Origin of the sequence: Microbulbifer donghaiensis, from assembly GCF_900129095.1 — a bacterium.
Classification (GTDB): domain Bacteria; phylum Pseudomonadota; class Gammaproteobacteria; order Pseudomonadales; family Cellvibrionaceae; genus Microbulbifer; species Microbulbifer donghaiensis.
In genome coordinates this window covers 181,765-205,736 of record NZ_FQVA01000004.1, presented here as the reverse complement: position 1 = coordinate 205,736, position 23,972 = coordinate 181,765, and the positions used below count along the sequence as shown (strand labels likewise).

The 23,972-nt window shown below is 60.3% G+C and carries 24 protein-coding genes; 10 read left to right on the top strand and 14 right to left on the bottom strand.

The window, feature by feature from the left end; all coding sequences use genetic code 11:
* Positions 1-102 precede the first annotated feature (102 nt).
* A complete protein-coding gene (locus BUC36_RS14650) occupies positions 103-1,032 on the top strand; it encodes a helix-turn-helix domain-containing protein (protein WP_073276462.1) in 930 nt (309 codons plus the stop codon).
* A 39-nt stretch (positions 1,033-1,071) separates the two neighbouring features.
* Here BUC36_RS14650 and BUC36_RS14645 read toward each other — a convergent pair whose 3' ends face one another.
* The 4 genes from BUC36_RS14645 to BUC36_RS14630 all read right to left on the bottom strand — a co-directional run bounded on the left by BUC36_RS14645 (position 1,072) and on the right by BUC36_RS14630 (position 6,679).
* Positions 1,072-2,883, bottom strand: a complete 1,812-nt coding sequence (locus BUC36_RS14645) for an aminotransferase-like domain-containing protein (RefSeq protein WP_073276460.1) — start codon at positions 2,881-2,883, stop codon at positions 1,072-1,074.
* A gap of 140 nt (positions 2,884-3,023) precedes the next feature.
* Positions 3,024-3,626, bottom strand: coding sequence for an HdeD family acid-resistance protein (locus BUC36_RS14640; RefSeq protein WP_073276458.1), 603 nt, complete (start codon positions 3,624-3,626; stop codon positions 3,024-3,026).
* A 214-nt stretch (positions 3,627-3,840) separates the two neighbouring features.
* Entirely contained in the window at positions 3,841-5,154 is a 1,314-nt protein-coding gene (locus BUC36_RS14635; protein WP_073276456.1) for an omega-aminotransferase AptA, read from the bottom strand.
* 79 nt (positions 5,155-5,233) lie between these two features.
* Positions 5,234-6,679 carry an NAD-dependent succinate-semialdehyde dehydrogenase gene (locus tag BUC36_RS14630; RefSeq protein WP_073276454.1) on the bottom strand — a complete coding sequence of 482 codons (1,446 nt, stop codon included), beginning with the start codon at positions 6,677-6,679 and terminating at the stop codon, positions 5,234-5,236.
* Positions 6,680-6,837: 158 nt separating this feature from the next.
* Here BUC36_RS14630 and BUC36_RS14625 point away from each other — a divergent pair, with 158 nt between their 5' ends.
* From BUC36_RS14625 to BUC36_RS14585, 9 genes are all read left to right on the top strand, one after another.
* Positions 6,838-7,758 (top strand): LysR family transcriptional regulator, encoded by a 921-nt coding sequence (locus BUC36_RS14625; protein ID WP_073276452.1) that lies wholly within the window; start codon positions 6,838-6,840, stop codon positions 7,756-7,758.
* Positions 7,759-7,860: 102 nt separating this feature from the next.
* Positions 7,861-8,598 carry an FMN-binding negative transcriptional regulator gene (locus BUC36_RS14620; protein WP_073276450.1) on the top strand — a complete coding sequence of 246 codons (738 nt, stop codon included), beginning with the start codon at positions 7,861-7,863 and terminating at the stop codon, positions 8,596-8,598.
* The gene (locus BUC36_RS14615) at positions 8,585-8,992 is read left to right on the top strand and encodes a DUF2784 domain-containing protein (RefSeq protein WP_073276448.1); all 408 of its coding nucleotides are present in this window, start codon (positions 8,585-8,587) and stop codon (positions 8,990-8,992) included. Before BUC36_RS14620 ends, BUC36_RS14615 begins: the two co-directional genes overlap by 14 nt.
* A gap of 314 nt (positions 8,993-9,306) precedes the next feature.
* Entirely contained in the window at positions 9,307-10,869 is a 1,563-nt protein-coding gene (locus BUC36_RS14610; RefSeq protein ID WP_073276446.1) for a serine/threonine-protein kinase, read from the top strand.
* A gap of 269 nt (positions 10,870-11,138) precedes the next feature.
* Positions 11,139-11,639 (top strand): GNAT family N-acetyltransferase, encoded by a 501-nt coding sequence (locus BUC36_RS14605; RefSeq protein WP_234995011.1) that lies wholly within the window; start codon positions 11,139-11,141, stop codon positions 11,637-11,639.
* Between the two features lie 193 nt (positions 11,640-11,832).
* Complete coding sequence (locus BUC36_RS14600) at positions 11,833-12,429, top strand: lipase family alpha/beta hydrolase (RefSeq protein WP_073276444.1); 597 nt, start codon at positions 11,833-11,835, stop codon at positions 12,427-12,429.
* 145 nt (positions 12,430-12,574) lie between these two features.
* Positions 12,575-12,934: a DUF1622 domain-containing protein gene (locus BUC36_RS14595; protein ID WP_073276442.1), complete on the top strand. Its 360-nt coding sequence runs from the start codon at positions 12,575-12,577 to the stop codon at positions 12,932-12,934.
* A gap of 53 nt (positions 12,935-12,987) precedes the next feature.
* The gene (locus BUC36_RS14590; protein ID WP_073276440.1) at positions 12,988-13,566 is read left to right on the top strand and encodes an antibiotic biosynthesis monooxygenase; all 579 of its coding nucleotides are present in this window, start codon (positions 12,988-12,990) and stop codon (positions 13,564-13,566) included.
* A 195-nt stretch (positions 13,567-13,761) separates the two neighbouring features.
* Complete coding sequence (locus tag BUC36_RS14585; protein ID WP_073276438.1) at positions 13,762-16,263, top strand: choice-of-anchor D domain-containing protein; 2,502 nt, start codon at positions 13,762-13,764, stop codon at positions 16,261-16,263.
* A 325-nt stretch (positions 16,264-16,588) separates the two neighbouring features.
* Here BUC36_RS14585 and BUC36_RS14580 read toward each other — a convergent pair whose 3' ends face one another.
* The 10 genes from BUC36_RS14580 to BUC36_RS14535 form a co-directional block, all read right to left on the bottom strand.
* Entirely contained in the window at positions 16,589-17,350 is a 762-nt protein-coding gene (locus BUC36_RS14580; RefSeq protein WP_073276436.1) for a TerC family protein, read from the bottom strand.
* A 58-nt stretch (positions 17,351-17,408) separates the two neighbouring features.
* A complete protein-coding gene (locus tag BUC36_RS14575; protein ID WP_073276434.1) occupies positions 17,409-17,795 on the bottom strand; it encodes a SpoIIAA family protein in 387 nt (128 codons plus the stop codon).
* A 136-nt stretch (positions 17,796-17,931) separates the two neighbouring features.
* Complete coding sequence (locus BUC36_RS14570; RefSeq protein ID WP_073276432.1) at positions 17,932-18,234, bottom strand: hypothetical protein; 303 nt, start codon at positions 18,232-18,234, stop codon at positions 17,932-17,934.
* 11 nt (positions 18,235-18,245) lie between these two features.
* Positions 18,246-18,965 carry an SIMPL domain-containing protein gene (locus BUC36_RS14565; protein WP_073276430.1) on the bottom strand — a complete coding sequence of 240 codons (720 nt, stop codon included), beginning with the start codon at positions 18,963-18,965 and terminating at the stop codon, positions 18,246-18,248.
* Positions 18,966-19,052: 87 nt separating this feature from the next.
* Positions 19,053-19,457, bottom strand: coding sequence for a VOC family protein (locus tag BUC36_RS14560; protein ID WP_073276428.1), 405 nt, complete (start codon positions 19,455-19,457; stop codon positions 19,053-19,055).
* A 9-nt stretch (positions 19,458-19,466) separates the two neighbouring features.
* Positions 19,467-19,772 carry a putative signal transducing protein gene (locus BUC36_RS14555; protein WP_073276625.1) on the bottom strand — a complete coding sequence of 102 codons (306 nt, stop codon included), beginning with the start codon at positions 19,770-19,772 and terminating at the stop codon, positions 19,467-19,469.
* Positions 19,773-20,025: 253 nt separating this feature from the next.
* A complete protein-coding gene (locus BUC36_RS14550) occupies positions 20,026-20,388 on the bottom strand; it encodes a hypothetical protein (protein WP_143187004.1) in 363 nt (120 codons plus the stop codon).
* Positions 20,389-20,692: 304 nt separating this feature from the next.
* Complete coding sequence (locus BUC36_RS14545) at positions 20,693-22,201, bottom strand: aldehyde dehydrogenase (protein ID WP_234995010.1); 1,509 nt, start codon at positions 22,199-22,201, stop codon at positions 20,693-20,695.
* A gap of 141 nt (positions 22,202-22,342) precedes the next feature.
* On the bottom strand, positions 22,343-22,876 hold the full coding sequence (locus tag BUC36_RS14540) for an asparaginase domain-containing protein (RefSeq protein ID WP_073276422.1): 534 nt from the start codon (positions 22,874-22,876) through the stop codon (positions 22,343-22,345).
* Between the two features lie 320 nt (positions 22,877-23,196).
* Positions 23,197-23,859, bottom strand: coding sequence for a fumarylacetoacetate hydrolase family protein (locus tag BUC36_RS14535; protein WP_073276419.1), 663 nt, complete (start codon positions 23,857-23,859; stop codon positions 23,197-23,199).
* Positions 23,860-23,972: the final 113 nt, after the last annotated feature.

Here is a 23,972-nt window from a genome sequence, read left to right as displayed (position 1 = left end):
ATACACAGAAGAATCTAGGGTTTCCGCAACAGGCTCGCTTTCCTCTCAGTACAGATCACTTGATTCTGAATCCACGGAGCCAGCCACAAGCAGAATAAGAAGATGCCAGACGCGATGATGCGCGGCCGCCAGCAGCCGCGGGAGCTGGTCGAGAACCGGGTTTCCTTTGCCGGTCCCAGCTCAGAACTCAGTATTTACGACACTTATTTACCAGCGCAGCAGGTAGGCCTGTCTGCGGGCGAGCTGCTGTATTGCGGCATGATCAGTGGACGTAAAATCCTGCACGGCGCCAAAGACTACACTGCGGAATTCCTGCCACAGGAATCCTTCGTCATGGCACCGGGGGAGCATATCGAGATCGATTTCCCCGATGCGCGCATGGACAGCCCGACCTCCTGCCTGACCATCGAGATTTCCCGGGAACGGGTCGAACAGATCTGCTCCCGCCTGAACAGCGCCACACCGCTGCAACGGGATTTCGATGACTGGCGCTACCGACCAGACTCATTAATCCACACGCCGCACACCCGGGATACCCAGGCGCTGCTGCAACGACTGGTAGGCACCTTTACGGAAAATTTGCAGGATCGCGACCTGCTGATCGACCTGGGAATCAGTGAGCTGGTGGTGCGCATGCTGCGCCAGCAGACCCGTACCTTCCTGCTGTCGCTCTGCGCGCAGAACCCGGAGATCAACGGCCTCGGCGCCGCCTTCCATTACATCGAGCAGCATCTCGACCAGCCACTCGATATCGAGCGACTGTGCAAGATTGCCTGTATGAGCCGCAGCCGTTTTTTCAGCGAATTCAAAAAACACATGGGCTGCACGCCGCTGGAATTCCAACAGCAGCTGCGTATGCAGCTGGCCCGCGAGCGGCTGCAGCGCGGAGAAGCGGTAACGCGGGTGTGTTTCGATCTGGGCTTTCGCCACCTGAGCCATTTCAGCCGGCGGTTTCACCAGCAGTTCGGCGTCAGCCCGAAGCAGTATCGCGACAGCTTTACCGTGAAGCAGGATTGGGCACAGACGGAATAATTATTTGGGCGGTTAACCAGCACACAGCCACACACCGAGCTATTCGCTTTCCCGGGCGAGAATCCCGGTATCGATCAGCTGGCCGGTTTCACTGAACCACTTGATGCGGTGTCCGTCGATCACCACATGGAAGCTCGCCTTGCGCCCATAGGACCAATTGCGCCACTGGCGCACCCACATATCCCCCTGCAGCCACCAGCGACCGGTATCGGTTTCATCCACATCCACGTCGTTGCGCGCGTAGCCGAGCATGGTGCCGTCGGCCATCACCTGCACGCGATAGGATTCTCCGAGTGCGTTGGTGCCCAGCAATACCGCACCGGGGAATTCCGCCTGCAGGTCGGCCGCGCGAAGCCGGCGACCGATGGCGTTGTCCAGCGTCTCTTCCGATTGCGAGACTTCACCATTGATCAGCTGCGCCAGTATGGCGACACCGGCTTCGATGCGATCCGCCTCGATCGCGGCAAAACCGATGCGCAGGGCGTTGTACTCGCGCGCGACTTCCAGCAGCAGGCCCTGCCGTTCCGCCTGTTTCTGCAGCTGCTCTGCGCTGAGGTTCTTCGGCAATTCCAGCCAGCAGGCGGTACCGCAGCCGGCACGACGCACCAGCAGCTTCGGCAGGTGGTGCATCAGCGCTTCGCCGAGTGCCACCCAGCGCTCGCGCAGCTGCTGGGTAATGCGAAAACTGGCCGCATCGTGATGGCCCGAGGCAATAAATTTCGCCAGCAGGCGCTGATTGATCGCCGGCACGCGCTCGCGCAGGTTGTAGCGCAGCGCGCGCAACCGCTGAATCACCGGCTTGGGCGCGACCACGAATGCCAGCTGCATGCCCGGGTCGATGACTTTGGGAAACTGATAGAGATAGATAACCGACTCGCCGCCGCCAAAACTTTTCAGGGGCGGCAGCGGTGTGCCGTGATAGCAGAATTCGTGGTCGCAGTCGTTTTCGATAATGACCGCGCCCCGCCCATTCGCCAGCTGCAGCAACTGGCGGCGGCGCTCGAGACTGGTGGTCACTGCGGTGGGATTGTGGGCATTCGGCTGCAGGAACCAGTAGCCACTGCTCTGGATCTCGGCACCGGTGAGCGGGCCATCGCTGTCCTGCGGCAGTGCGTTCAGGTTGACGCCGGTACGGCGGAATATCTCCTCGGTCTCACTGCAAGCCGGCAGGACCATACCCAGCGAGCGGTCGCCGCCGAGCAGCAATTGCCCGAGCAGATAGCAGGCTTGCTGCAGTCCACTGGCGAGCAGTATCTGCCCCGGATCCACATAAATGCCCCGGCGCGGCAGCAGCCGCGTACAGATCTGTTCCACCAGCTGGCGATCGTCCTCGTTGCCGCCCAGCGTTGCCCACTGCGCGACCTCGCGACCGGCATAGATATCCCGGGTGCACTCCCGCCACTCAGCGCCGGGAAACAGGCGCGGATCGTATTCATTGCTGACAAACGGAAATGGATACTGCTGCCAGTTGGCCGGGCGCACCCGTAGTGCACGGCGGCTGACGGATACCGGGTTGCAGTGTTCGCGCCAGAAAGCGCGGTCGGGCTCACTGCCGACACCCGCGGGCATGGCTTCCGCGTGGCTGATAATACCCTGTTGCTGCACCGCGTCACTGACATAGAAACCGCTGCGCTCGCGGGTCACGAGGAAACTGTCATCGACGAGCTGCTGATAGGCGAGGACGACCGTATTGCGCGCAACCCCGAGCAGCTCGGCCATACGGCGGGAAGACGGCATCTTGTGCCCGGCGGGAATACTGCCGGACAAAATACCCTGAATGATCTTTTCCCGTATCTGCGCCTGCAGGCTTTTGTCCGCCTGCGGGTCCAGTACGATCAGTGCTTCCGCCATGGTGGGGCCGTTTTTTCTTTATATGCCGCTGCCTGGGCGGCTGTTATTGGCTTTTATTGCGTTTTATTTTTTAGCAGCAAGAATAATGCCTCTGTCGCCGCGCGCAAATCAAGCGTGCGGCGACCGGGCTCCGGGCATTCTCAATGGCCGACCTTACTCTGTTTGCGTACGCGAAGCGCCAGCCAGATCATCGGCAAGCCAAACAGTATCGCGTAGATACCGATCAGCCATATCAGGGCCAGGGCACCGGCACCGGGGTTTGCCAGTATCGCAATGCCAAAAATCATCGACAGCAGGCCGACCGCCATCAGCAGCCACTCGCTGCTGATTTCCTTGCGCAAATGGAAGGCCCCGATGATTTCGAAGGCACCGCGTACCAGTGCCCAGGCACCGATAAACACCACCAGTACCAGTGCGGTGATCTGCGGATAGGCAAAGGTGACGATGCCGGCGGCGACGCTGATCAGCCCGGCCAGTATCAGCCACCAAAGCGGCGTGGATCTGTGCCGGCCCAGCACGGCAGCGATCAGGGCGAGGAAGCCGTCCACCAGCGCATAGGCACCAAACAGAATCACCAGAGCGAGCAGCGAAAGTCCCGGCCAGGCGAAACACAGTATGCCGAAGATGACTCCGGCCACGCCACGCAGCAGCAGCAACCACCAGTTTTCTGACAGCACCTGCAGTATCGGCCGGGTGGCCAGGGTGGGCTCTAAATTGGGATCGGGTGCGAGATCGGTAGGCATGGATGCGGCCCCTGTCTGTGCTAAACAAAAGCCTATTGAAGTGTCGCCATCCAAAAAACCCAAGTTTTTTGGAAAAAAGTTCTCCTACTGCACGTAGCAAACCCAAAAACAAAAAACGGCCCGTGATCGCGACCGCACAGTCGACTCTGCAAAGACTGTGGTCGCGGCCACGGGCCGCCTTATAAAAGTGTAGTTAATCGTTCAAAATTGCGCCTCAGGCCAGCGAGCTGATCACTCCGCGCAGCTTGTCGACGATCGCATCGATCTCATGCGCCTCGATGATCAGCGGCGGTGACATGCACAGCGCATCGCCGATGCCGCGCGCCATCACGCCGGCGTCCCACGCCTGAAGGGATACCTTGCCACCGAAGCGGCCCTTCAGGTTTTCCGGCGCGCGCAGCTCGATGGCTCCAACCAGGCCGTAGTTGCGCACATCGATAACGTTGTCGAGATCCGCGAGGCTGTGCAGCGCGTTTTCCCAGTGCTTGCCGATATCGCCGCTGGCGCGGGTCAGCAGGCCTTCGCGTTCATAGATATCCAGTGTTGCCATACCCGCGGCACAGGCCACCGGGTGCGCGGAATAGGTGTAGCCGTGGTAGAACTCCACCGCACCTTCGATAGCCGCATCCATCACGGTCTTGTAGATTTCGTCTTTCACGAACACCGCACCCAGCGGTACCGCCGCGTTGGTGATGCCCTTGGCGGAAGTCATCATGTCAGGAGTCACGCCCCACTCGATGGCGGCAAAGGCGGAACCGGTGCGGCCCCAGCCGGAAATCACCTCGTCGAAAATCAGCAGCAGGTCGTGCTTGTCACAGATCTCGCGCAAACGCTGCAGGTAGCCTTTCGGCGGCAGAATCACACCGCCTGCGCCGGCGAACGGCTCGACGATCACCGCGGCAATCTGATCGGCACCGTGGAAAGCCACCAGGCGCTCCAGGTCTTCCGCCAGCTCCACACCGTGCTCCGGCAGGCCGCGGCTGAACGCGTTGCGCTCGATATCCAGCGTGTGACGCATGTGGTTCGCCTTCACCGGCTGGCCGAACGTCTGGTAGTTGGGCGCGATACCGCCGACGGAGATACCGCCGAAGTTCACCCCGTGATAACCCTTCTCGCGGCCGATAAACATCGTCTTGGTGCCCTTGCCGCGCGCATGCTGATACTGCAGCGCGATCTTCAGCGCACTCTCCACCGCCTCGGAACCTGAGTTACCGAAGAACACGTGGTTCAGGCCGTCCGGAGTGTGCTTCACCAGACGCTCGGCGTATTCAAAGCTCAGCTCGTGGCCGTAATTGAAGATGGAACTGTAATCCAGTTTTTTCGCCTGCTGGTGAATTGCCTCGGCAATTTCCGCGCGGCAGTGGCCGGCGTTGCTGCACCACAGACCGGCGGTGGCATCGATGATCTGGCGGCCGCCTTTTTCGGTCAGGTAGATACCCTCGGCGCGCTCGACAATCCGCGGCGCGGACTTGAAGCTGCGGTTCGGGGTAAAGGGCATCCAGAAGGCTTCGGTTTGTAATTCGGACATGATTTATGCTCCGCAATTTCCCTGTGTATTCGTAAAAAAATCGTTTGAGTCGGGCGGACACCGCGTCCGTCCGTGGTTATCAGGCGCCGAAACAGCAGTATTTGGTTTCGTAAAACTCAGCCATTCCCTCGACACCGCCCTCGCGGCCGATACCGGACTCCTTGCTGCCGCCAAATGGCGCTACCGCCGTGGAGAAGACACCGGTGTTACAGGCCACCATACCGTATTCCAGCGCTTCCACCACGCGGTTGGCGCGGCGGATATTCTCGCTCATCACATAGGCGGCGAGGCCGTAGGGTGTTTCGTTCGCGCGGCGGACAACATCGTCTTCATCGCTGAACTTCTGTACCGGCGCCAGCGGACCAAAGATCTCTTCCCGGGCGATGCGCATTTCGTCGGTGACACCGGTTATCAGTGTAGGCGCATAGTAGTTTTCGCCGTGGGGCAGATAGTCGCCGCCCAGTTCCACTTTGGCGCCAGCTGCAATCGCGTCCTGTACCAGGCCGTTGACCCGCTCGGCGGCGCGGCGGTGAATCACCGGGCCGACACTGACGCCGTCATCGCAGCCGTGGCCGATCTTCATCTCTGCGACCGCGGCGCGCAGCTTCACCACGAACTCATCGTGTACCGCCTCGTGCACATAGATGCGGTTGGTGGACACACAGGTCTGGCCGGCATTGCGAAACTTGGTCGCCACACAGGCGGCCACCGCCGTGTCCAGGTCCGCGTCGTCGAACACGATAAAGGGCGCGTTGCCGCCCAGTTCCATGGACATCTTCTTCACGGTGCTGGCGCACTGGGCCATCAGCAGCTTGCCCACGTTGGTGGAGCCGGTAAAGGTGAACTTGGCCACGCGCGCATCCTGGGTCAGTACCTGGCCGATACCGGGGGCATCGGTGCCCACCACCATGTTGATAGTACCCTTCGGCAGCCCGGCCTCCTCGGCCAGCTGGCACAGTGCCAGCGCAGACAGCGGTGTTTCCACCGCCGGCTTGATGACCACGGTACAGCCAGCCGCCAGTGCCGGCGCCGCCTTGCGGGTGATCATCGCATTGGGGAAGTTCCACGGGGTGATACAGGTCACCACACCCACCGGCTGGCGGATGGTGCTCAGGCGCATCGCCGGGTTGTGGGTGGGGATCGTCTGGCCGTAGGCGCGGCGACACTCCTCGGCGAACCACTCGATGAAAGAGGCGCCGTAGACAATCTCCCCTTTCGCCTCCGCCAGCGGCTTGCCCTGTTCCAGGGTCAGGATACGCGCCAGGTCGTCGGCATTGTCCATGATCAGCTGGTACCAGCGCTTCAGCACCGCGGCGCGCTCGGCGGCGGTCTTGCTCTTCCAGGCCGGGAAGGCGGCGCTGGCGGCGGCTACCGCGGCTTCGGCATCCGCCGCACTGCCGTCGGCCACCTGGGCCAGCAGTTCACCGTTGGCCGGATCGCGCACGTCGATGGTGGACGCTCCGTCACGCCATTCGCCATTGATATAGTTCTGAAGCTTCAACAAATTCGGGTTGGCCAGTTGCACCGCGAACCTCCTTGCAGTTATTGGTCTTTACAGCTGTTGCCGCGATTCTGGCGCGAACGGGAGATGGCGAATAGTAGTATTTCTGCAACTAAAATTTACCTTTATCAAACTTTATCTTAAGGTAGGCCTATCCTACGGTTCCTGTCGAGGACAGCGGCATGAGCAAACCCAAAACTGCCCTTAGCGGCCGCCTGGCCGATATGGACCTGCGCCTGCTGCGGGTCTTCCGCGAGGTGGTGCGCGCCGGTGGCCTGGCGCCGGCGGAGGTGGCGCTGAATATCAGCCGCTCCACCATCAGCGTGCACCTGTCCGACCTGGAGGCGCGCCTGGGCATGCAGCTGTGCCTGCGCTCCCGTGGCCGCGCCGATTTCAAGCTCACCCCCGAGGGGGAGGCGCTGTTCCAGGCCATCAATGAGCTGGACGGCCACCTGGAGGCCTTCAAGAGCCAGGTCAACGCGATCCAGTCGCAACTGACCGGCAGCCTGCGCATCGTACTGCCGGACGATGTACTAGAAATCCCACAGCTGGACCTGCCCGCCACCATCGCCGGTATCCGCCAGCGCGCGCCACAGCTGCAGCTGGACGTGCAGCTGGCGGCGCCGCAGGAACTGGAACTGGAGATTCTCGCCGGCCGCGCCGATGTGGGCATCAACCCACTGCACTCCCGCCGGCCCGGCCTCGATTACCAGCCGCTGTTCCACCACCAAACGCTGCTTTACTGTGCCCGCTCGCATATATGTGCCAGTGCGGCGGAAGTGAGTGAGGAATTGCTAACCGAGCAGGAGCTGGCCGCCCCCAGCCACGCGGTACTTTCCGGCGCCGCCCACCTGTACCGGCTGTTCCCACACAAATCCACCGCCAACCATATGGCCGCGCGACTGGCGATGATCCTGTCCGGGCGCTTTGTCGGCTTTCTGCCGGAGTACCTGGCGGAGCAACATGTGCAGAGCGGGGATCTGGTGGCGTTGCACCCGGAACGCTTTCGCTACCGCATTCAGAATGCAGCCACGTTCAAGCGCAGCGCCGCGGAGCATCCGGCCGTGCGCCTGTTTCTGGAATCACTGGTGATCGAAAGCTGATCCGCCGCGAATAGATCGGCTCGACGGAAACGGAAATTGAAGGCTTTAAACCTAGCTATGGCGACAAAAATTTAGCAAGGCAAGGCTCAGCAACTGCTAAAAATGCAAGCAAAAACCAACGCAACCCGGACCATACTGGCAACAGTCAAAGGCAGAAACAGGATGTACACACCAAAAAAATTCAATCAAACCGATATAGGGAAATTGAAAGGGATAATGGTTGATTACCCCTTTGCAACTCTGGTGGCTTTTTCAAAGTCCGGACTGGATGCGCACCACATCCCCCTCCTTGTTAGTGAGAGAAAGGGAGCAATCTTTCTCCAGGGGCACATCGCCAAAGCAAACCCGCTGTGGAAGGAGCTAGATGACAGATCGAATGTGCTGGCAGTCTTCAGCGGACCGAACTGTTACATCTCCCCAAACCACTACCCGACGAAGCAGGAGACAGGCAAGGCTGTACCCACCTGGAACTATGTCTCGGTACACGCAAAAGGGATATTGAGTTTCGTTCAGGATAAAGAATGGATATATGAAATTATTGATAAACTAACTATTCAACACGAGGGGACAAGCGAAGGTGCATGGTCAATATCCGATGCGCCGGAGTCGTACATTCAAAGAATGCTACCCGCAATAGTTGGGCTGGAAATAGAAGTAACTTCCCTGAGTGGCCAGTGGAAATTAAGTCAAAATCAACCGGAACGAAATAGACAAGGCGTCATGGTCGGGCTATCCGAGTCCAATGATACCGACAAGATGAAAGTCGGCGAGTTGGTTGAGGCCGCCTCGAACGAGGGCGCCGATTATTACAGCGACAAGCGGCACAATGACATCAGCTGAATTCTATCTCCTGGCGGCAGATGCGGTCTTATTCGCACACACACTGCTTGTCGCCTTCGTTGTCTTTGGCCTGGCTTTCATCCTGATAGGCAAGCTGCGCTCCTGGTCCTGGGTGCGCAACCGCTGGTTTCGCCTGGCGCATCTGGCCTGTATCGGCGTCGTGGTGCTGCAGGCCTGGGTCGGTGCCATCTGCCCGCTCACCACCTGGGAAATGGCACTGCGGGAAAGGGCCGGCGAAGCGGTTTATTCCGGCTCATTCATAGCACACTGGCTGGAAAGTATTCTGTATTACCGCGCGCCGGAGTGGGTCTTTGTCGTCTGCTACACAGTATTCGGGGCACTTGTGGCGGCCGCCTGGTTCTGGGTGCCGCCGCGCCCATTCAATAAATCCTGACCGACTCGCTGTTACCGGTTCCCACAGCAAATGACCGACGCGTCTTTGTTCCGGGATGACACGCAAGCGTTTGTAATACAGAGCGCAGTCGTCTATCTAATTTAACGGGTTTTGAGTTGGCGCGTGCGCAGTGGCCAGTTCAAACCGTGCAGCTCCACAAACAGTCGATACGGCGCTTTCCAGTATTTTCGCGCACCAGGCCAGCGACAATAACACCTGGTTCGGCGAAACCAGCGCCCGCATCTACCGTGCAGCGGCCGGCCGTGTATTTTTCCCGTTTCCGCCGGCGCAGAATTCGAACGATTCAGGCGTATATGGATTCTCCCGACATTCGCATACCCGGATATACCATTCATTCCGCTATCGGACATGGCGGCATGGCATCTGTGTATCTCGCCACCCAGGAGTCGTTGAACCGCAAGGTGGCCATCAAGGTGCTGCGCAACAGCAGCGAAGCGGGTATCGGCGAGCGTTTTATCAATGAGGCGCGCTATATCGCCAGTCTCAACAGTCCTCACGTCATCACTATTTACGACATCTCCAGGCTGGAGAGTGGGGACTGTTACATCGCCATGGAATTTATCGGCGGCGGTGATGTGACGGAAAATTTAGCGCGACTCAGCACACCTCAGTCCATGCTCGACATGATCCGCCAGGTGGCGCAGGGTCTCGCGGTGGTGCACGACAACGGCATCATTCACCGGGATGTGAAGCCGACCAATATCCTCTTTCGCGGGGACGGCACGGCGGTGCTGACGGATTTTGGTATTGCCAAGGACCTGGACAGCGACTCGGATTTGACCCAGGCCGGTTTCAGCCTCGGCAGCCCCTCCTACAGCAGCCCGGAACAGGCGCAGTGCCTGCCCATCGATGCGACGACCGATATCTACAGCCTGGGAGTCGTGCTGCTGGAACTGTTACTCGGCTACAACCCGTTCAAGGGCGATAGCCATACCAGTACGGCGCTCAACCATATCCAGCTGCCCCTGCCCGCACTGCCGGATGAATTCGATTACCTGGCGCCGCTGCTGAACCGCATGCTGGCCAAGCTTCCGCAACAGCGCTGCCCGTCCTGCGTCGAACTCGTCGCGGACATAGACGAAATACTGGAAGCGGGAGTCTGTGAGCAAGGCGGCAAATCTTCATCGCCGCGACCGCGCAGTTTTCTCAACAGGCTGCCGCGCTTGCCGGGCGGGATAAAGCGCGGGCTGGCCGCAGGGGCTGCTAGCGCGCTACTTATGGCGGTTTATTTCGGAGTCTTCCATCAAAGCGAAAGCGAACGAGAGATCGAGCGGCTGCTGGGCCAGGCCGAACAAAGCATGGAGGCCGGCCGCTATTTGGCACCGGTAGGTGAAAACGCCCGCGACTTTTACCGTCAGGTATTGTTACTGGACAGTACCAACCTCAAGGCGCTGCTGGGTGTGAAGACCGCGGAGCACAGGCAGCTGGACATCTACCTGGAACAGGGTGCGCAGGCACTCAAACGCGGCCGACTGCAAAGACCGGAAGGCGACAATGCGCTGCTCTACTTCCGCCGCGCACTGACGATCGACGCATCCAATGCGCGCGCTCACGCCGGTATCGCGCAGGTGATCGACGAATATATCCGCCTGGCGCGCGCCGAGATTATCGACAGCGACTATAGCGGTGCCCATTATTATGTCGACAGCGGATTGAATGTCGCGCCCAACAACGAGGTACTGCTATCACTCAGTACCGAACTCAAGCAAAAGCAGGAACAGTCGCGGCCGCGTGAACCGGAGTATCGGGAAGCGCGGCCGCAACTGGCCCCGCCGCCACAGCGGAAATCGCCCACCGTCAGGACAGTGATCCGCGGCGTGCTCGACAAGTTGCGCACAACAATCAGCGGTGATTGAGCAGCGGGCCCTGCGCGCTAACGACCGCCGAATCCAGTCCCGCGCCTGTATGCAGCCAGCCCGGTCCCGATCCGAAAACTGCGCAGGTCCTCGCCGATCTGGATCAATTTCCGACGGCCTCTTCCACCCGATAAATACGCCCGACGGCGGCGCGGCGGCTGGTCGCCACAAAAGCGCGCCGCCTCTGTCAATCGGGTAAGATAATTGCCCAGTAAGCGGCTGCGTGCCGCTTTTCATTTTGGTTGGGCCCCGATACCGGAGAAGTACTCTTGAGCCACAGTGAACCAGTAACTATTTACTATCTGGAAATGACCGCGCCGGAGCAGCTGTGCGGCAAACCCAAGCCCGAGGGACTCGATGTGATCGAGGCGGAACTGAAGGAGTTCCGCTTCAACCGTTACCTGTACCAGTTGGTGGGTGAGCCCTGGCAGTGGACTGACAAACTGCAGTTGCCCGATGCGGAATGGCAGCGCTATGCAGAGCGCGATGCACTGCGCACCTGGGTAGCCTATCACCGCGGCACTATTGCCGGTTATTTCGAACTGGAGCAGCAGGCGGACGGCGATGTGCAGATTGCCTATTTTGGCCTGGCGCCGAAATTTGTTGGCAGGGGATTTGGCGGTTACCTGCTGACCCAGGCGCTGCAATCGGCCTGGCAGTGGGGAAACACCCGACGGGTCCGGGTGCACACCTGCACCCTGGACCACCCGGGCGCACTCAATAACTATCGCGCCCGCGGCATGCAGGTTTACCGCACCGAACAGGAATAGGGATCGGTGAGCTGGGCCGCGCAATACCTTTCCCGGGGATCCCGGCTGAATGCTACTTTAGACACAGCCCTTTGATGCCCACCGTGGTGACGATGAGAGTAACGCCGGCCCTGTTCCCGCCGAACATTGCCGCTGTTTACACAACCCCGCAGCCAATATCCCATTTCAATCTGCGCGAGGACACCAACGCCGGATGAAAGCACAAAGCGATGTGGCCCTGCTGATACCGGGTATTTTCGATCGCGGCCACTCGATGCTGCTGATGCAGCAGGCCCTGAAAGACGCCGGTTTCTCTGCGCACTATATCCACCTGCGCTACAACTCCGGCTGGCACGGTATGGAGCACCTGTCGCTGCAACTGAAACACCAGGTGGACGCCCTCGTGGCAAAGCACGAAACCTGCGCAATAGTTGGTTTCAGTATGGGCGGTATCGTCGCCCGGCACTACCTGCAGGTGCTCGGCGGCATCGAGCGGGTACACAAGTTCATTTCCATCTCGAGTCCGCACTTCGGCAGCCTGTGGGCGGGCTTCCTGCCCTACAAGGGGGGCCGGCAGCTGCGTATCGGCAGTGACTTCCTGAATGCGCTGAACAGCGATGTGCAGTGTCTGTCGTGCACGGCGCCGGTTTCCATCTGGACCCGCTACGACATCACGATAGTGCCGCACACCAGCTCCAGGCTGCCGATCGGTGAATACTACGAATTCCCGGTCAAGCTGCACCGCTGGATGCCCTTCGACCGGGAGGTGATAGCGGCGGTCACGGGGGAACTGGTCCGCGCCCGGAACTGAATCGTGGCACTTCAAACGCGTGGCCTGAACTGCCAGCTAATTGCAGGAAATCTGGCGGAGTCTGTTGATTGGGCCACTGCGCCGGTGATTGCGTGCCGGCAGTGGGCTATATACAGGTAATCCCTTCCAGCCGTTGCGGGTATTTATGGAAAAGGAATTCCTCGACCTGATCAAATACACAGGCTACGCCATCGAGTCCTTCGGCGTCGTCGTGGTGCTGGTGGGATCTATCGCCAGCACCACACAGTTTCTGCGCAGTTATCGGCAGCTGGAAAACGGCATGGCGTACAAGATTTACCGGCAAAACCTCGGGCGCGCCATTATCCTCGGCCTGGAATTCCTGATCGCCGGAGACATCATCCGCACCGTGGTCGTCGCCGATTCGCTGCGAAACGTCGCCATTCTAGGATTGATCGTCGTGATCCGGGCCTTCCTCAGCGTCATGCTGCAATACGAAATAGAGGAGCGCTTGCCCTGGCAGCGTAAAGGCAACGCGGAAACCTGAAAGCGTCGACAATCACCCGGCAATAGAGCGCACAGCATCGGGGATATATGACTATGGAGAAGGAAACCGCAGCGACGGGTGACAAGGATCCTGGCGCAACCGCCGTCATTACGCACCGGATCTGCGCGGATAAACAGGCCGCCTACGAACAGTGGCTCGAAGAGATTGGCCCACTGTGCAGAACTTATCCCGGCTTCCTCGACTGGCATATTATCCGCCCGATACCCGGACTCACCTCTACCTACACGGTGGTTATCCGTTTCGATACCAAACCGCACCTGCAGGCCTGGATGGAATCCGGCGATCGCCGGCGGCTGATCGCCAAGGCGCAACCACTGCTGCTCGAGGGCGATGATTTCTTTATCCGCAGCGGGCTGGATTTCTGGTTCACACCGGGCGGTGCCAAGGCCCAGCTGCCGACACGCTGGAAACAGTTTCTGGCCACCTGGTCGGTCATCTATCCACTGGTACTCAGCATTCCCCTGCTGGTAATGCCATTACTGCGATGGCTCGGTGTGCCGGACACTCGCTGGCTGAATACGCTGCTCATAACCGGCATCATCGTATTTCTGATGGTCTATGCCATCATGCCGAGATACACGAGACTTATCCGGCGCTGGCTGTTTGACTGACACCGAGAAATCCCCCGCCGCGCTGTCGCTATTTTCATTCAGGCATTTTCTGGCCCAATCGCTCTGCTCAAATTGGTGCTAACACTCTGCGCCGTTCGATCGCATCTTAGGCTGGCTCTGTGTTTCCCGGTCTCATACTGCCTGCTGCTTTCGGCAGTGGACCGCATCGATCAATAACAAAAATCAGGTGCGATTATGAAACCCTTCCCCACGCTGTGCCGGGTACTGCTGTTATCCGGCCTCACGTTACCGCTGGCCGCGAATGCGGCCACGATTTTTTCCGACGACTTTTCCTCTGGCGATATCAGTGGCTGGTCTACTACTGGCACCGTGGATGCCTACAACGGCGAGTCCATCCGCCTGCGCGCGGCATCCGCTGCAAGCCGCGCAGTATCCACGGCCGGATTTTCCTCGGTTGCGGTCGACTTCGTGATGTCCGCCTCTTCACTGGAAAACGGCGAGTTCTGCTACGCGGAAATATCCACAGACAGCGGCAGTAGCTGGACCACCGCACTGACTATTGCCAACGGCCAGGATAACGGTACCCACTACAGCGCCAGCAGTTCGCCGGCCGGCATCGACAACAATGCGCAGGTACAGCTGCGCTTTCGCGGCACCGGCGCCACCACCGGGGATTACTGCTACGGCCAGTCCGTGACGGTGAGCGGTACCGGCGGCGCCCCGACCGATCCAGATATCGATGCACCGGCCAGCCTCAGTTTCGGCAGTGTCGCACCCGGCGCCAGCACTACGCTGAACGCCGCTGTCAGCAACAGTGGCAGCGCGGACCTGGTGATCGCCAATGTCAGCAACCCGGCGAGCCCGTTCACTATTAGCGCAAATAACTGCACCACGGTTGCGCCGGCGGGCAGCTGCCAGATCAGTGTCGAATTCGCCCCCGCTGCCGCGGGCAGCTACAGCAGCTCGATAACCGTGAGTTCGAACGACCCGGACGAGGCGAACCTGGTAATCGGCCTGTCCGGCAGCTCGAGTCAGGGCGGCGGCAGTGTGGAAAATTTTGACCCGCTGACAGGCAGCGGCAGTGTCAGTCGCAGCCAGCTGACCTTCAGCAGCTTGATCAACGGCAGTGATCCGGGCTCACTGGTGGACTACAGCCACTACGCGCTGCCCGCCGCTGCGGCCATGCCCAGCAACCAGTTCGAGGGCAGCCTGGAACTGTTCGGCGAGGCCAGCGGCGGCGCCTTCGATGAGCACAAGGACAGCTTCCGCTACACCGGCAACGGCGATACCACGCGCAAGCATCTGCCGGAATTCAATTTTGAGTTTGTGCAGACCGGCAGTCACATATTCCCGGCACAGCGCGGTTCGATTCCGAGTGCGCATCCGGAATGGGAATATGTGCTGACGCCGGGGCGTGTCTGGAATGAGAACGGCGATAGCGGCTACAGCCGCGTGGCCCTGCCGTTCGCGCTGCAACAGAAAAACGCCAACTGCATGCACAACGGCGTGATGACTTTCCTGTTCAAGGACGACGGCTCCGTCTCCGACGTCGCCTACCAGATTGCCGGTGAAACCTGCCTGTATTTCCAGGTGGATATGTGGGGCCAGCTGGACGCCAGCTACACGCCGCACGGCGTCGGTAATGCCGCGAGCCTGACCGCAGACTACCAGGCGGAAGTGAACAATCGCCTGCCGGTGAAGCCCCTGTCGGCACTGGCGACCGATTACCCGGGCACAGATCCCGGTAAATTTTCCGCGCCCGGCGGCAAGGATCCGGCCGATATCTCGCTGGTGGGTTTTGTCATCGACGGCACCCACTATGTCGGCGGCTGCGCCTCCCGCCGGGGCACCTATCCTTACTGTGAATCCCTACCGGTGCCGTCCTATTCCAGTGCCAAGTCGGTGTTCGCAGGCAGCGCCCTGATGCGCCTGGAACAGAAATACAGCGGCAGCTTCGACCAGATCGCCGGCAACTATGTGCCGGACTGTGCGAGCAATGGCAACTGGGATGACGTCACCTTCGAAAACGCACTCGACATGGCCACCGGCAATTACAACCTGGCAGGCTATATGAGCGACGAGGGCGCAACGCACACCAACGACCTGTTCCTGCCGGAAGACCACGCCTCCAAGATCAACTACAGCTGCACAGAGTATTCACGCAAGGCAGCACCGGGCACAAAGTGGGTTTACCACACCTCCGATACCTATATTCTCGGTACGGCCATGAATGCCTATGTGCAGGGTATCGAGGGCAGCAGTACCGATATCTTCACCGACATCCTGCTCGATGAGGTACTGGCGCCGCTGGGCGTGAGCCCGACCGCGGAATTCACCCGGCGGACTTATGACTCGGTCGCGCAGCCGTTTAGCGGCTGGGGACTGATGTGGCTGCGCGACGACGTGGCCAAGATCGGCAGTTTCTTTGCCGGCGCCAGCCAATCGGTGCTGGACCAGAATCAGCTGAATGCGGCCCTGCAGAGGAATGCCGCGGATCGCGGTACCGACCCGCTCGCCGACTATAAGTACAACAACGGTTTCTGGGCCCACGAGGTCAGTGCCAACATGTCCGGCTGCAGCAACGACCTGTGGCTGCCATTCATGTCCGGTTACGGCGGTATCACCGTCCTGATCCTGCCGAACGACAGTGTCTACTACTATTTCTCGGATGACGATGTGTACAAGTGGATGGATGCGGCGGTAGAGGCCCACGCGATTCGCAGCCTCTGCCAGTAAGCCGGCGAAAGTCTCCTTTCCTCACAAGACGGAGCAGGGGCGCAATGCGCCCCTCAGACTGTGATAAACGCCGCATTCAATTCTGAGCTGGTGCGGTGGCGGCCAAGTACTAGGGCGAGCATTTCGAAACGCTGTGAATACATCCCTGTAAGCTCCGGCGGCGACGGTCCGGCCGCTCCAGGCATTCACGGCGCCTTCGGCCCTGTCGCCGACGGTTCGAAATGCTCGCCCTAGCACTTTGCCTTAAATTTTGACTGAATAACTTTGTCAGCAAATTGCGGGCGCATTGCGCCCCTTTTTTATTGCCAGGATAAGCAGTCCGGATTCAGGAACCGTTTTCCCGCAGGGACTTGTGCAATTGCACCGGCGCGGTCTGCCTGGCCTGTTTGCTGCGCAGGCGCAGATTGAGCATCTCCACCACCATCGAAAACGCCATGGCAAAGTAGATATAGCCTTTGGGCACATGAACGTCGAAGCCCTCGACGATCAGCGTCAGCCCCACCATGATCAGGAATGATAGCGCCAGCATCTTGACCGTCGGGTGGCGGTCGACAAAGTCACCGATGGGCTTGGCGGCCACCAGCATTACCAGCACCGCGAGCACGATGGCAATGGCCATAATGGAAATTTCATCCACCAGCCCCACAGCGGTAATGACCGAGTCGAGCGAGAAAACGATATCGAGAATCGCGATCTGCACCAGCACCATGCCGAAACTCGCCGCGGCGACCGAGGAGCCGCTGCTCTCGGCCCCCTCGAGACTGTTGTGGATCTCATGAGTGGCCTTGGCAATCAGGAACAGGCCACCGCCGACCAGGATGATGTCGCGCCCGGAGATTTCCATGCCCAGCACGGTAAACCAGGGCTCGACCAGTCCCATGATCCAGACAATGGAAAACAGCAGTGCCAGCCGCGTCAGCATCGCCAGTGCCAGGCCGATAAAGCGGGCCGGCTCGCGCTGCTTCTGCGGCAGTCGGCCGACAAGGATGGAGATAAAGATGATGTTGTCGATACCGAGGACGATTTCCAGTGCCGCCAGCGTTGCCAGCGCCACCCAGGCCTCGGGGTTGGCCACCCACTCAAACATGTAAAAATTCCTTTTTCTGCAACGGGGAATTATTTGAGCGGGTATTTTATTGGCCTTTTCAGCTGCCTTCCATCAGCCAGGCCATGGCCTCCGCTTCGTCTTCGAAATAGCGCGCCTCGCCGCCGATAAACCAGCTGCCCACCTTGGCTGCCATCTCCTGCCAGCGCCGGTTGCCGACCATGGCGACGCGGTTGAACTCCCGCCCGTGCTTGACGCCGAGCTTGAAGTCGTCCCAGGCCGCGCGCGGCTCCCAGCCTTCCATCTCCGTCGCGTCGAAGAAGACATTGATCTTGGGGTTTTCCACCCCGGCGATGGCGGACTCGAGCATCGGCACCAGTGACTGGTAGTCCTCGTGGGTCAGCTTGCCGCGCACATGCATGGTGAGAAAAAAATCACCGTCGATGCGCTCGAGACCGATAGATACACCGTGACGTTGCACACTCATAAGCGACTCCTGCTACTCCGGTGGCAGTCTGACGCATTTATAGTGTGGCACTGGGCCGGAGCCAATCGCAGGACAATGAGTGCAGAGGGAGAGTGGCCCGCGGGAACCATCGTTCGCCGCGGACCGGAGAGGAAAATCAGTGGCTGAGGATCTCGACGATCTCATGGGTGTGGTGCATCAGCCGGACTATCTCGCCCTCGATGCTGATGGTGACCAGGCCGTACTTGTCCACCGGTTTGACGATCACACCGTGGTGGTAAATTTCCGGCTCGAGGATTTCGCCCACCTGCAGCTTCTTCTTCCAGCCCGGGGGCAGTTCACCGCCGCGCTCGACTTTCTTCTGCAGGCCGGGCGGCAGTTCGCCGGGTTTGGCCAGCACACTGGCAGCCGGCAGTGCCAGCAGGACGGCGAGGCCGGTGGCGATTGCGGGTTTGAACATACAGAGTGTCCTCAGTCTGAAAGGTAGTATTCGACCGTCGAAACGACGCGCACTTTCTTGATATGCGGGTTGTTCTTGTCGCGGTCACTGATGCTGAACTGGCCCTGGGAGGCGCGTTTGATTTTGCCCAATACGCTATCGGAGTCCTCGGCAAATTTCTGTGCGACCTGTCGCGCCTCTTTGGTGGCCTGTTCGACCATCTGCGGCTTGATTTCGTTCAGTCCGGTGAAGATATATTCGATCTGGCCCTGGTAGTTGTTCTGGGAGAAGGCGATCCCCTCCTTGCCCAGATCCGCCAGCTTGTCCATGGCCGCGCGCACCTTATCGACCTGCTTCGAATAGACGGTCACGGTCTGCAGTGCGGTATAGCGAAACTCCGCCTTGGGCCCGCCGCCATACTGCTGCGCCGATTTGTCCGTGACCGCCGGCAGCGATACGGAGACCGCTTCCGGGGCTATCCCCTGATCGCCGAGGAAGCCCTCAATACGCGCGCTGCTACCGGCGATATCCCGGTACAGGGACGGCAGGTCATTGCTGGCGGCGGTAAATTGGATCGGCCAGATCACGATATCCGCCGGCACCTCACGCTCCGCCAGGCCCTTGACCGCAACGGTGCGCTCGTAGCCCTTGAAGCGGTCCACGGCGTTGCCGAGCAGGTAGCCCAGTGCCGTCAGGCCGAGGAGAATACCGACGCCCAGGAGCAGGGCGGCGAAGTTGTTCTGTGTCTTCATAGGTTTTCCGGAAACTTGCTGTGATCCATAAAAAAGGGCGATGACAAGGATCGCCCCCAGACGCTGAATCAGCACTGAATATTGGTGCTACAGGCAGATCTCGTCGTAGCCTCGCCCGCGAAACTCCAGCAGACAGAAGCCGTGGCCAAATGGGTCGGACAGGCCGGCAATGGCCCCCCATTTTTTGACCTGAATCTCTCCCTCCAGTTTCGCCCCCGCGTTCACCGCCCGCTCGACGGCGGCCTCGACATCCTCGACCACCAGATCCAGGTGCACCGGCGTCCAGTGGCGCTCGTAGCGCCGCGTCTGCGCCAGCGGTGTGGCGACGCGGGTGCCGCTTTCCTTGGCCAGCAGGTAGAGTGGCGCATTGGCGCCGAGCATCTCTACCCCCGCGGCGCCAAAGTGGCGACCGACACGCAGGCCGAAGGCATCGTGGTAGAAGGTGATGGCGCGCTCCAGGTTATCCACATCGATGTTGATCAGAATTTGCATCGGCATTTCCTATGGATTGCGCGGCTGTTGGCAGTTCCAGCAAAAATCGAAGGCCGCGCCGTTTTCCTCACCGCACCTGCGGCAGCGCCACGATTCCTGTTGCGCCTCCGCGTCGGCAAGCAGCTGCCGCGCGCGCTCGTAATCGCGCTCCCGCTCCAGCCACAACTCCGGCCAGGTCTGGTGCGGCGCCAGGTCGCCGGAGCCGCCCTGGGCGAATTCATTCTTCAGGAACACCGGAATACCGGCGACTTCCAGCTTGCTTTTCGCCAGCTCCACCAGCAGGCGGTTCTCGTGGGTGTATATGAGCCTGTTCATACCAAATTCGATAGTCGCGACGGAGGCCATTGTTTCGCAAGACAAGGCGCAGCGAGCGCCATGTGGTCGTTCCACATTAGCAAGCTGCAACGCAGTATTGCGGAAATCAGCCCGTCCCGGCTATCGAATTTGGTATGCACAGGCTCTACTTTCATCAATAAAAAGGGCCGCTATTGCGACCCTGAGAGTACCAGCCCCGATCGACAACTCAAATCTTTTACACCGCGTCGGCGCGGTCCATCACCACCTGTAATTAATCGCTGGCAAAGTCGGGACAGTCGCGGTTCGCACAGCCGTCTTCGCCGCCGACCATCTCGATTTCGAGCGTGGTGTTGCGCGGTCCCAGCGCTACGCGGCCATCGACCTTCACCTCACCGGAGGAGCCGGCAACATATTCGAGTATCACTCTGCCGAATGCGTTTCTCTGCACGGCCAGTCGCTGCCCGGTTTTGACCACTTCACCGCGAAATACGTACAGCTGTATCCACTCGCCCGCATGCGATCGCTCGACTTCCTGCAGGCCGTCGATCTCGCCCAGCACCCCGGCCGCCGTGGTGGTTGCCGCAGCCGGGCACGCAATCAATAACATCAGTAGAAACACGCAAGCGGATTTCACGGGTTGTCTCCTGCGCAGAAAAAAAAGCGGCGGGCCGGGCAGCCCGCCCAGGTGAGCATGTCGCCAGAATCCCTCTGAGAGGGCAATGATTTAGGTATAGACGAGGAATAAAATTCGCGCCATCTGCGAATGGCGAAATCGGCGCGGATAAGGGAGAAGCGAAAGAAAAAAGGGGCCGCGACTGCGGCCCAAGCTTAGGAGTCAGGGCCGAGAGCTCAGCCCTTAAGCAATATGTCGATCTGGACTATGAGTCAATTTCAGCGTAGTGAGCGGACGCCGCCAGGCATCCGCGCAGTAGCTGTAATCAGCTCAAATCGATCCAGGTGGATTTCAGTTCGCAGTACTTGTCCAGCGCGTGCAGCGACTTGTCGCGGCCGTTGCCGGACTGCTTGAAGCCGCCGAACGGCACGGTGATGTCGCCGCCGAAGTAGTTGTTCACCCACACGGAGCCGGCGCGAATATCGCGGGCCAGGCGGTGAGCGCGGCCGATGTTGTTGGTCCAGATACCGGCGGCGAGGCCGTAGATGGAGTCGTTGGCGATGCGCAGCGCCTCCTCTTCGGACTCGAACTCGATCACCGACAGCACCGGACCAAAGATTTCCTCGCGGGCGATGGTCATCTGGCCGGTAACACCGCGGAACACGGTGGGCTCGTAGTAGTGACCGCCGGCCACCGCTGCCGCCGGTTTGCCGCCGCACACCAGCTGCGCCCCCTGCTCCAGGCCCTTGGCCACGTAGAACTCGACGGTATCGAACTGGCTCTGGTCGATCAGCGCACCCATAACGGTGTTCGGATCCTGGGGGTGGCCCGGCACAAAGCGCTCGCTGGCCTTCCTGACCTTCTCGATAAATTCATCGGCAATGCCTTTCTCTACCAACAGGCGGGAGCCGGCGGTGCAGGTCTCGCCCTGGTTGTAGAAGATCGCCAGCGCCGCCGCTTCGGCGGCCTTATCCAGATCCGCATCGGCGAACACTATGTTGGGGCTCTTGCCGCCCAGCTCGAGGAAGGTGCGCTTCAGGTTCGACTGGCCGGAGTACTCGGTCAAGGTCTTGCCCACCTCGGTAGAGCCGGTGAACGTCAGGCAGTCGATATCCATGTGCAGGCCCAGCGCCTTGCCGAGGCTGCTGCCCGGGCCCGGCAGCACGTTCAGCACGCCGTCCGGCAGGCCGGCCTCTTTCGCCAGGCCGGCCAGCTTGATCGCGGTCAACGGCGTGTTCGAGGCGGGTTTCAGGATCACGCTGTTGCCGGTGGCCAGGGCCGGGCCCAGCTTCCACGCGGTAGTGGACAGCGGGAAGTTCCACGGCACTATCGCCGCGACCACCCCCAGGGGCATGCGGGTGACCAGGCCCAGCTCGTTCGGGCCGGTGGGGGCCACTTCGTCGTAGAGCTTGTCGATGGCCTCGCCGTTCCAGCGAATAGTGGTGACCGCGCTCGGCACGTCCACATTCATGGTGTCACTGATCGGCTTGCCCGCATCGAGGCTCTCGAGCAGTGCGATTTCCACCTTGTTCTGCTCGACCAGTTCGGCAAAGCGCACCAGGATCTTTTTGCGCTCCATCGGCGGCATATGCGACCAGACGCCGGATTCAAACGTCTCGCGGGCCACCTTTACCGCCAGCTCGGCATCTTCCGGACCACAGCTGGCGATCTGCACCAGCTCCTGCCCATCCGCCGGGTTGATGGAGGGCCGGGTCTCGCCGGACAGGGCGTCCACGTATTCGCCGTTGATAAAGGCGCGGCCTTCGATCTTGAGGCTGGCCGCCAGGGCCTGCCATTCCTGCAGGGTTTGGGGAGTCTTTTGTTGTTCTGACACGGCACACCTCATTTAGAAACTGAATGATTGTTCGGTTTATACCGAAAATGTGATCACAAATCAAAGAATATCAGAGTTCCTACCCTGATTTGAATGCAGTAGGTCTCAGTGTAGGGATGAATCCTGCACTCCCGCGGCGGCCTACTCCGCGGCACAGGCCTCGAAAGTGCCGCTATCGCGGTTCTTGCACACCCCGGGCACCGGGAACACCCGGTTGTGGAAGGCGATATAGAAACCCGGCGACATCAGCCGCGCGGCCAGCAGGGCCTCGGTGACATTCTGGCGCGCGTCGGAATCGATAAAGCCCATCGGCTTCATGGCGCCGGTGAAGACCACCGCGACCTTCGGCGTGCCCAGCTTGCGGAAGCAGTACTCGGCGGTGTCGGCCATGGTATCGGTGCCGTGCAACACCACGATCGGCTCGCCCAGCTCGGCGGTGCGGACCACCGCATCGGCGATCAGCTGGCGGTCGCTGTCATCCATTTCCAGCGAGTCCTTGTTCAGCACGCTCTCCAGTTCCAGCCGCGTGTAGGGCAGGCGCAGGCTGGCGATCAGGCCGTCGCGGATAATCGAGGCGCGGTTCTTCAGCGTGCCCTCGGCCTCGCAGTAACTCTTCTCGGTGGTGGCGCCGGTGGTCAGAATGCGAATGGTGGTGGTCGGGTTGAGATCGGTCATCGCGTCTCCGGGGCGGTGTTGGGCGGACTGCGACAATATTAGTCCAGCCGCTTCGTTGATGGCTCCGATCGGTCCTGCAGCGGGTAGCCGGCAGGGAAAAAACCTGATCGGTAAATATTTCCCAACCGGCTACCCGCTACAGGACCTGACATTGCAGGGAGGGGTAGGACCTTTACGCCCGGAGCGGTCAGACAACCCCCAGTCTCCACCCGATCCCGCCGCCGCTGGCTGTCCGTGAAAAAACCTGATCGGTAACTATTTCCCGAGGGGCTACCGGCACCAGGACCCGCCATGGTGCCAGCCCCAGGGCTAGGGGTCGGTCAGGCGACGCGGGTCTCCACCCGCAGCCAGTCGTCTTCAAGCTGCATCGCAATCCTGTCGCCGTGCAGCAGCTCGCCGACGCCGGCAGGGGTGCCGGTCAGCACCACGTCGCCGGGCTGCAGGGTGAAGTAGCTGCTGATATAGGCCACCAGATCCAGGATCGGCGTCAGCATGTGCGCCGTCTTGCCGCGCTGGCGCAGCTCGTCGTTCAGCCACAGGGAATAGCTGAGTTTGTCCCAGTCCGGCAGCCAGTCCAGCTTCACAAAGGGCGACAGCGGGCAGCTGCCGTCGTAACCCTTGGCCTTCTCCCACGGATGACCATCCTTTTTCAGCTGCGCCTGCAGGTCGCGCAGGGTCAGGTCCAGCGCCAGGCCGAGGCCGGCGATGGCCGCGGGCACTTCTGCCGCATTGGCGTCGGTCAGGGAATCGCCGATCAGCAGTGCCAGTTCGCCCTCGAAGTGACAGCTGCCGCGCCCCGCCGGCAGGTGAATGGGTTCGGCCATCGGCACCGCGGCAGTAGCCGGCTTGATAAACAGCAGCGGCGCCTCCGGCACCGGGTTGTTCAGCTCGGCGGCGTGGTCGGCGTAGTTGCGGCCCACACAGACGATTTTGCCGAGGGGAAGGGAGGTATCGGTGCCGCAGGTAAATTGATGTCGGTACATAATTGATTTAGATAGTTAGGATAGGTATTTCGAATAAAGCGCTGCAGGCCGCTTGTGGTATGATCGCGCCCTCGCCGGCTCCGGCGTAGTGTAACTTTTTTCCAGTCGCCCAT

What these genes read in the sequence shown, in the direction of transcription:
- BUC36_RS14635 (WP_073276456.1), bottom strand. Translation starts at nt 5,154, where the DNA reads ATGTCCGAATTACAAACCGAAGCCTTCTGGATGCCCTTTACCCCGAAC.
- BUC36_RS14615 (WP_073276448.1), top strand. Translation starts at nt 8,585, where the DNA reads ATGACATCAGCTGAATTCTATCTCCTGGCGGCAGATGCGGTCTTATTC.
- BUC36_RS14555 (WP_073276625.1), bottom strand. Translation starts at nt 19,772, where the DNA reads ATGAACAGGCTCATATACACCCACGAGAACCGCCTGCTGGTGGAGCTG.
- BUC36_RS14575 (WP_073276434.1), bottom strand. Translation starts at nt 17,795, where the DNA reads ATGAGTGTGCAACGTCACGGTGTATCTATCGGTCTCGAGCGCATCGAC.
- BUC36_RS14625 (WP_073276452.1), top strand. Translation starts at nt 6,838, where the DNA reads ATGAGCAAACCCAAAACTGCCCTTAGCGGCCGCCTGGCCGATATGGAC.
- BUC36_RS14590 (WP_073276440.1), top strand. Translation starts at nt 12,988, where the DNA reads ATGGAGAAGGAAACCGCAGCGACGGGTGACAAGGATCCTGGCGCAACC.
- BUC36_RS14610 (WP_073276446.1), top strand. Translation starts at nt 9,307, where the DNA reads ATGGATTCTCCCGACATTCGCATACCCGGATATACCATTCATTCCGCT.
- BUC36_RS14645 (WP_073276460.1), bottom strand. Translation starts at nt 2,883, where the DNA reads ATGGCGGAAGCACTGATCGTACTGGACCCGCAGGCGGACAAAAGCCTG.
- BUC36_RS14620 (WP_073276450.1), top strand. Translation starts at nt 7,861, where the DNA reads ATGCAAGCAAAAACCAACGCAACCCGGACCATACTGGCAACAGTCAAA.
- BUC36_RS14570 (WP_073276432.1), bottom strand. Translation starts at nt 18,234, where the DNA reads ATGTTCAAACCCGCAATCGCCACCGGCCTCGCCGTCCTGCTGGCACTG.
- BUC36_RS14600 (WP_073276444.1), top strand. Translation starts at nt 11,833, where the DNA reads ATGAAAGCACAAAGCGATGTGGCCCTGCTGATACCGGGTATTTTCGAT.
- BUC36_RS14565 (WP_073276430.1), bottom strand. Translation starts at nt 18,965, where the DNA reads ATGAAGACACAGAACAACTTCGCCGCCCTGCTCCTGGGCGTCGGTATT.
- BUC36_RS14640 (WP_073276458.1), bottom strand. Translation starts at nt 3,626, where the DNA reads ATGCCTACCGATCTCGCACCCGATCCCAATTTAGAGCCCACCCTGGCC.
- BUC36_RS14650 (WP_073276462.1), top strand. Translation starts at nt 103, where the DNA reads ATGCCAGACGCGATGATGCGCGGCCGCCAGCAGCCGCGGGAGCTGGTC.
- BUC36_RS14580 (WP_073276436.1), bottom strand. Translation starts at nt 17,350, where the DNA reads ATGTTTGAGTGGGTGGCCAACCCCGAGGCCTGGGTGGCGCTGGCAACG.
- BUC36_RS14595 (WP_073276442.1), top strand. Translation starts at nt 12,575, where the DNA reads ATGGAAAAGGAATTCCTCGACCTGATCAAATACACAGGCTACGCCATC.
- BUC36_RS14535 (WP_073276419.1), bottom strand. Translation starts at nt 23,859, where the DNA reads ATGTACCGACATCAATTTACCTGCGGCACCGATACCTCCCTTCCCCTC.
- BUC36_RS14585 (WP_073276438.1), top strand. Translation starts at nt 13,762, where the DNA reads ATGAAACCCTTCCCCACGCTGTGCCGGGTACTGCTGTTATCCGGCCTC.
- BUC36_RS14540 (WP_073276422.1), bottom strand. Translation starts at nt 22,876, where the DNA reads ATGACCGATCTCAACCCGACCACCACCATTCGCATTCTGACCACCGGC.
- BUC36_RS14560 (WP_073276428.1), bottom strand. Translation starts at nt 19,457, where the DNA reads ATGCAAATTCTGATCAACATCGATGTGGATAACCTGGAGCGCGCCATC.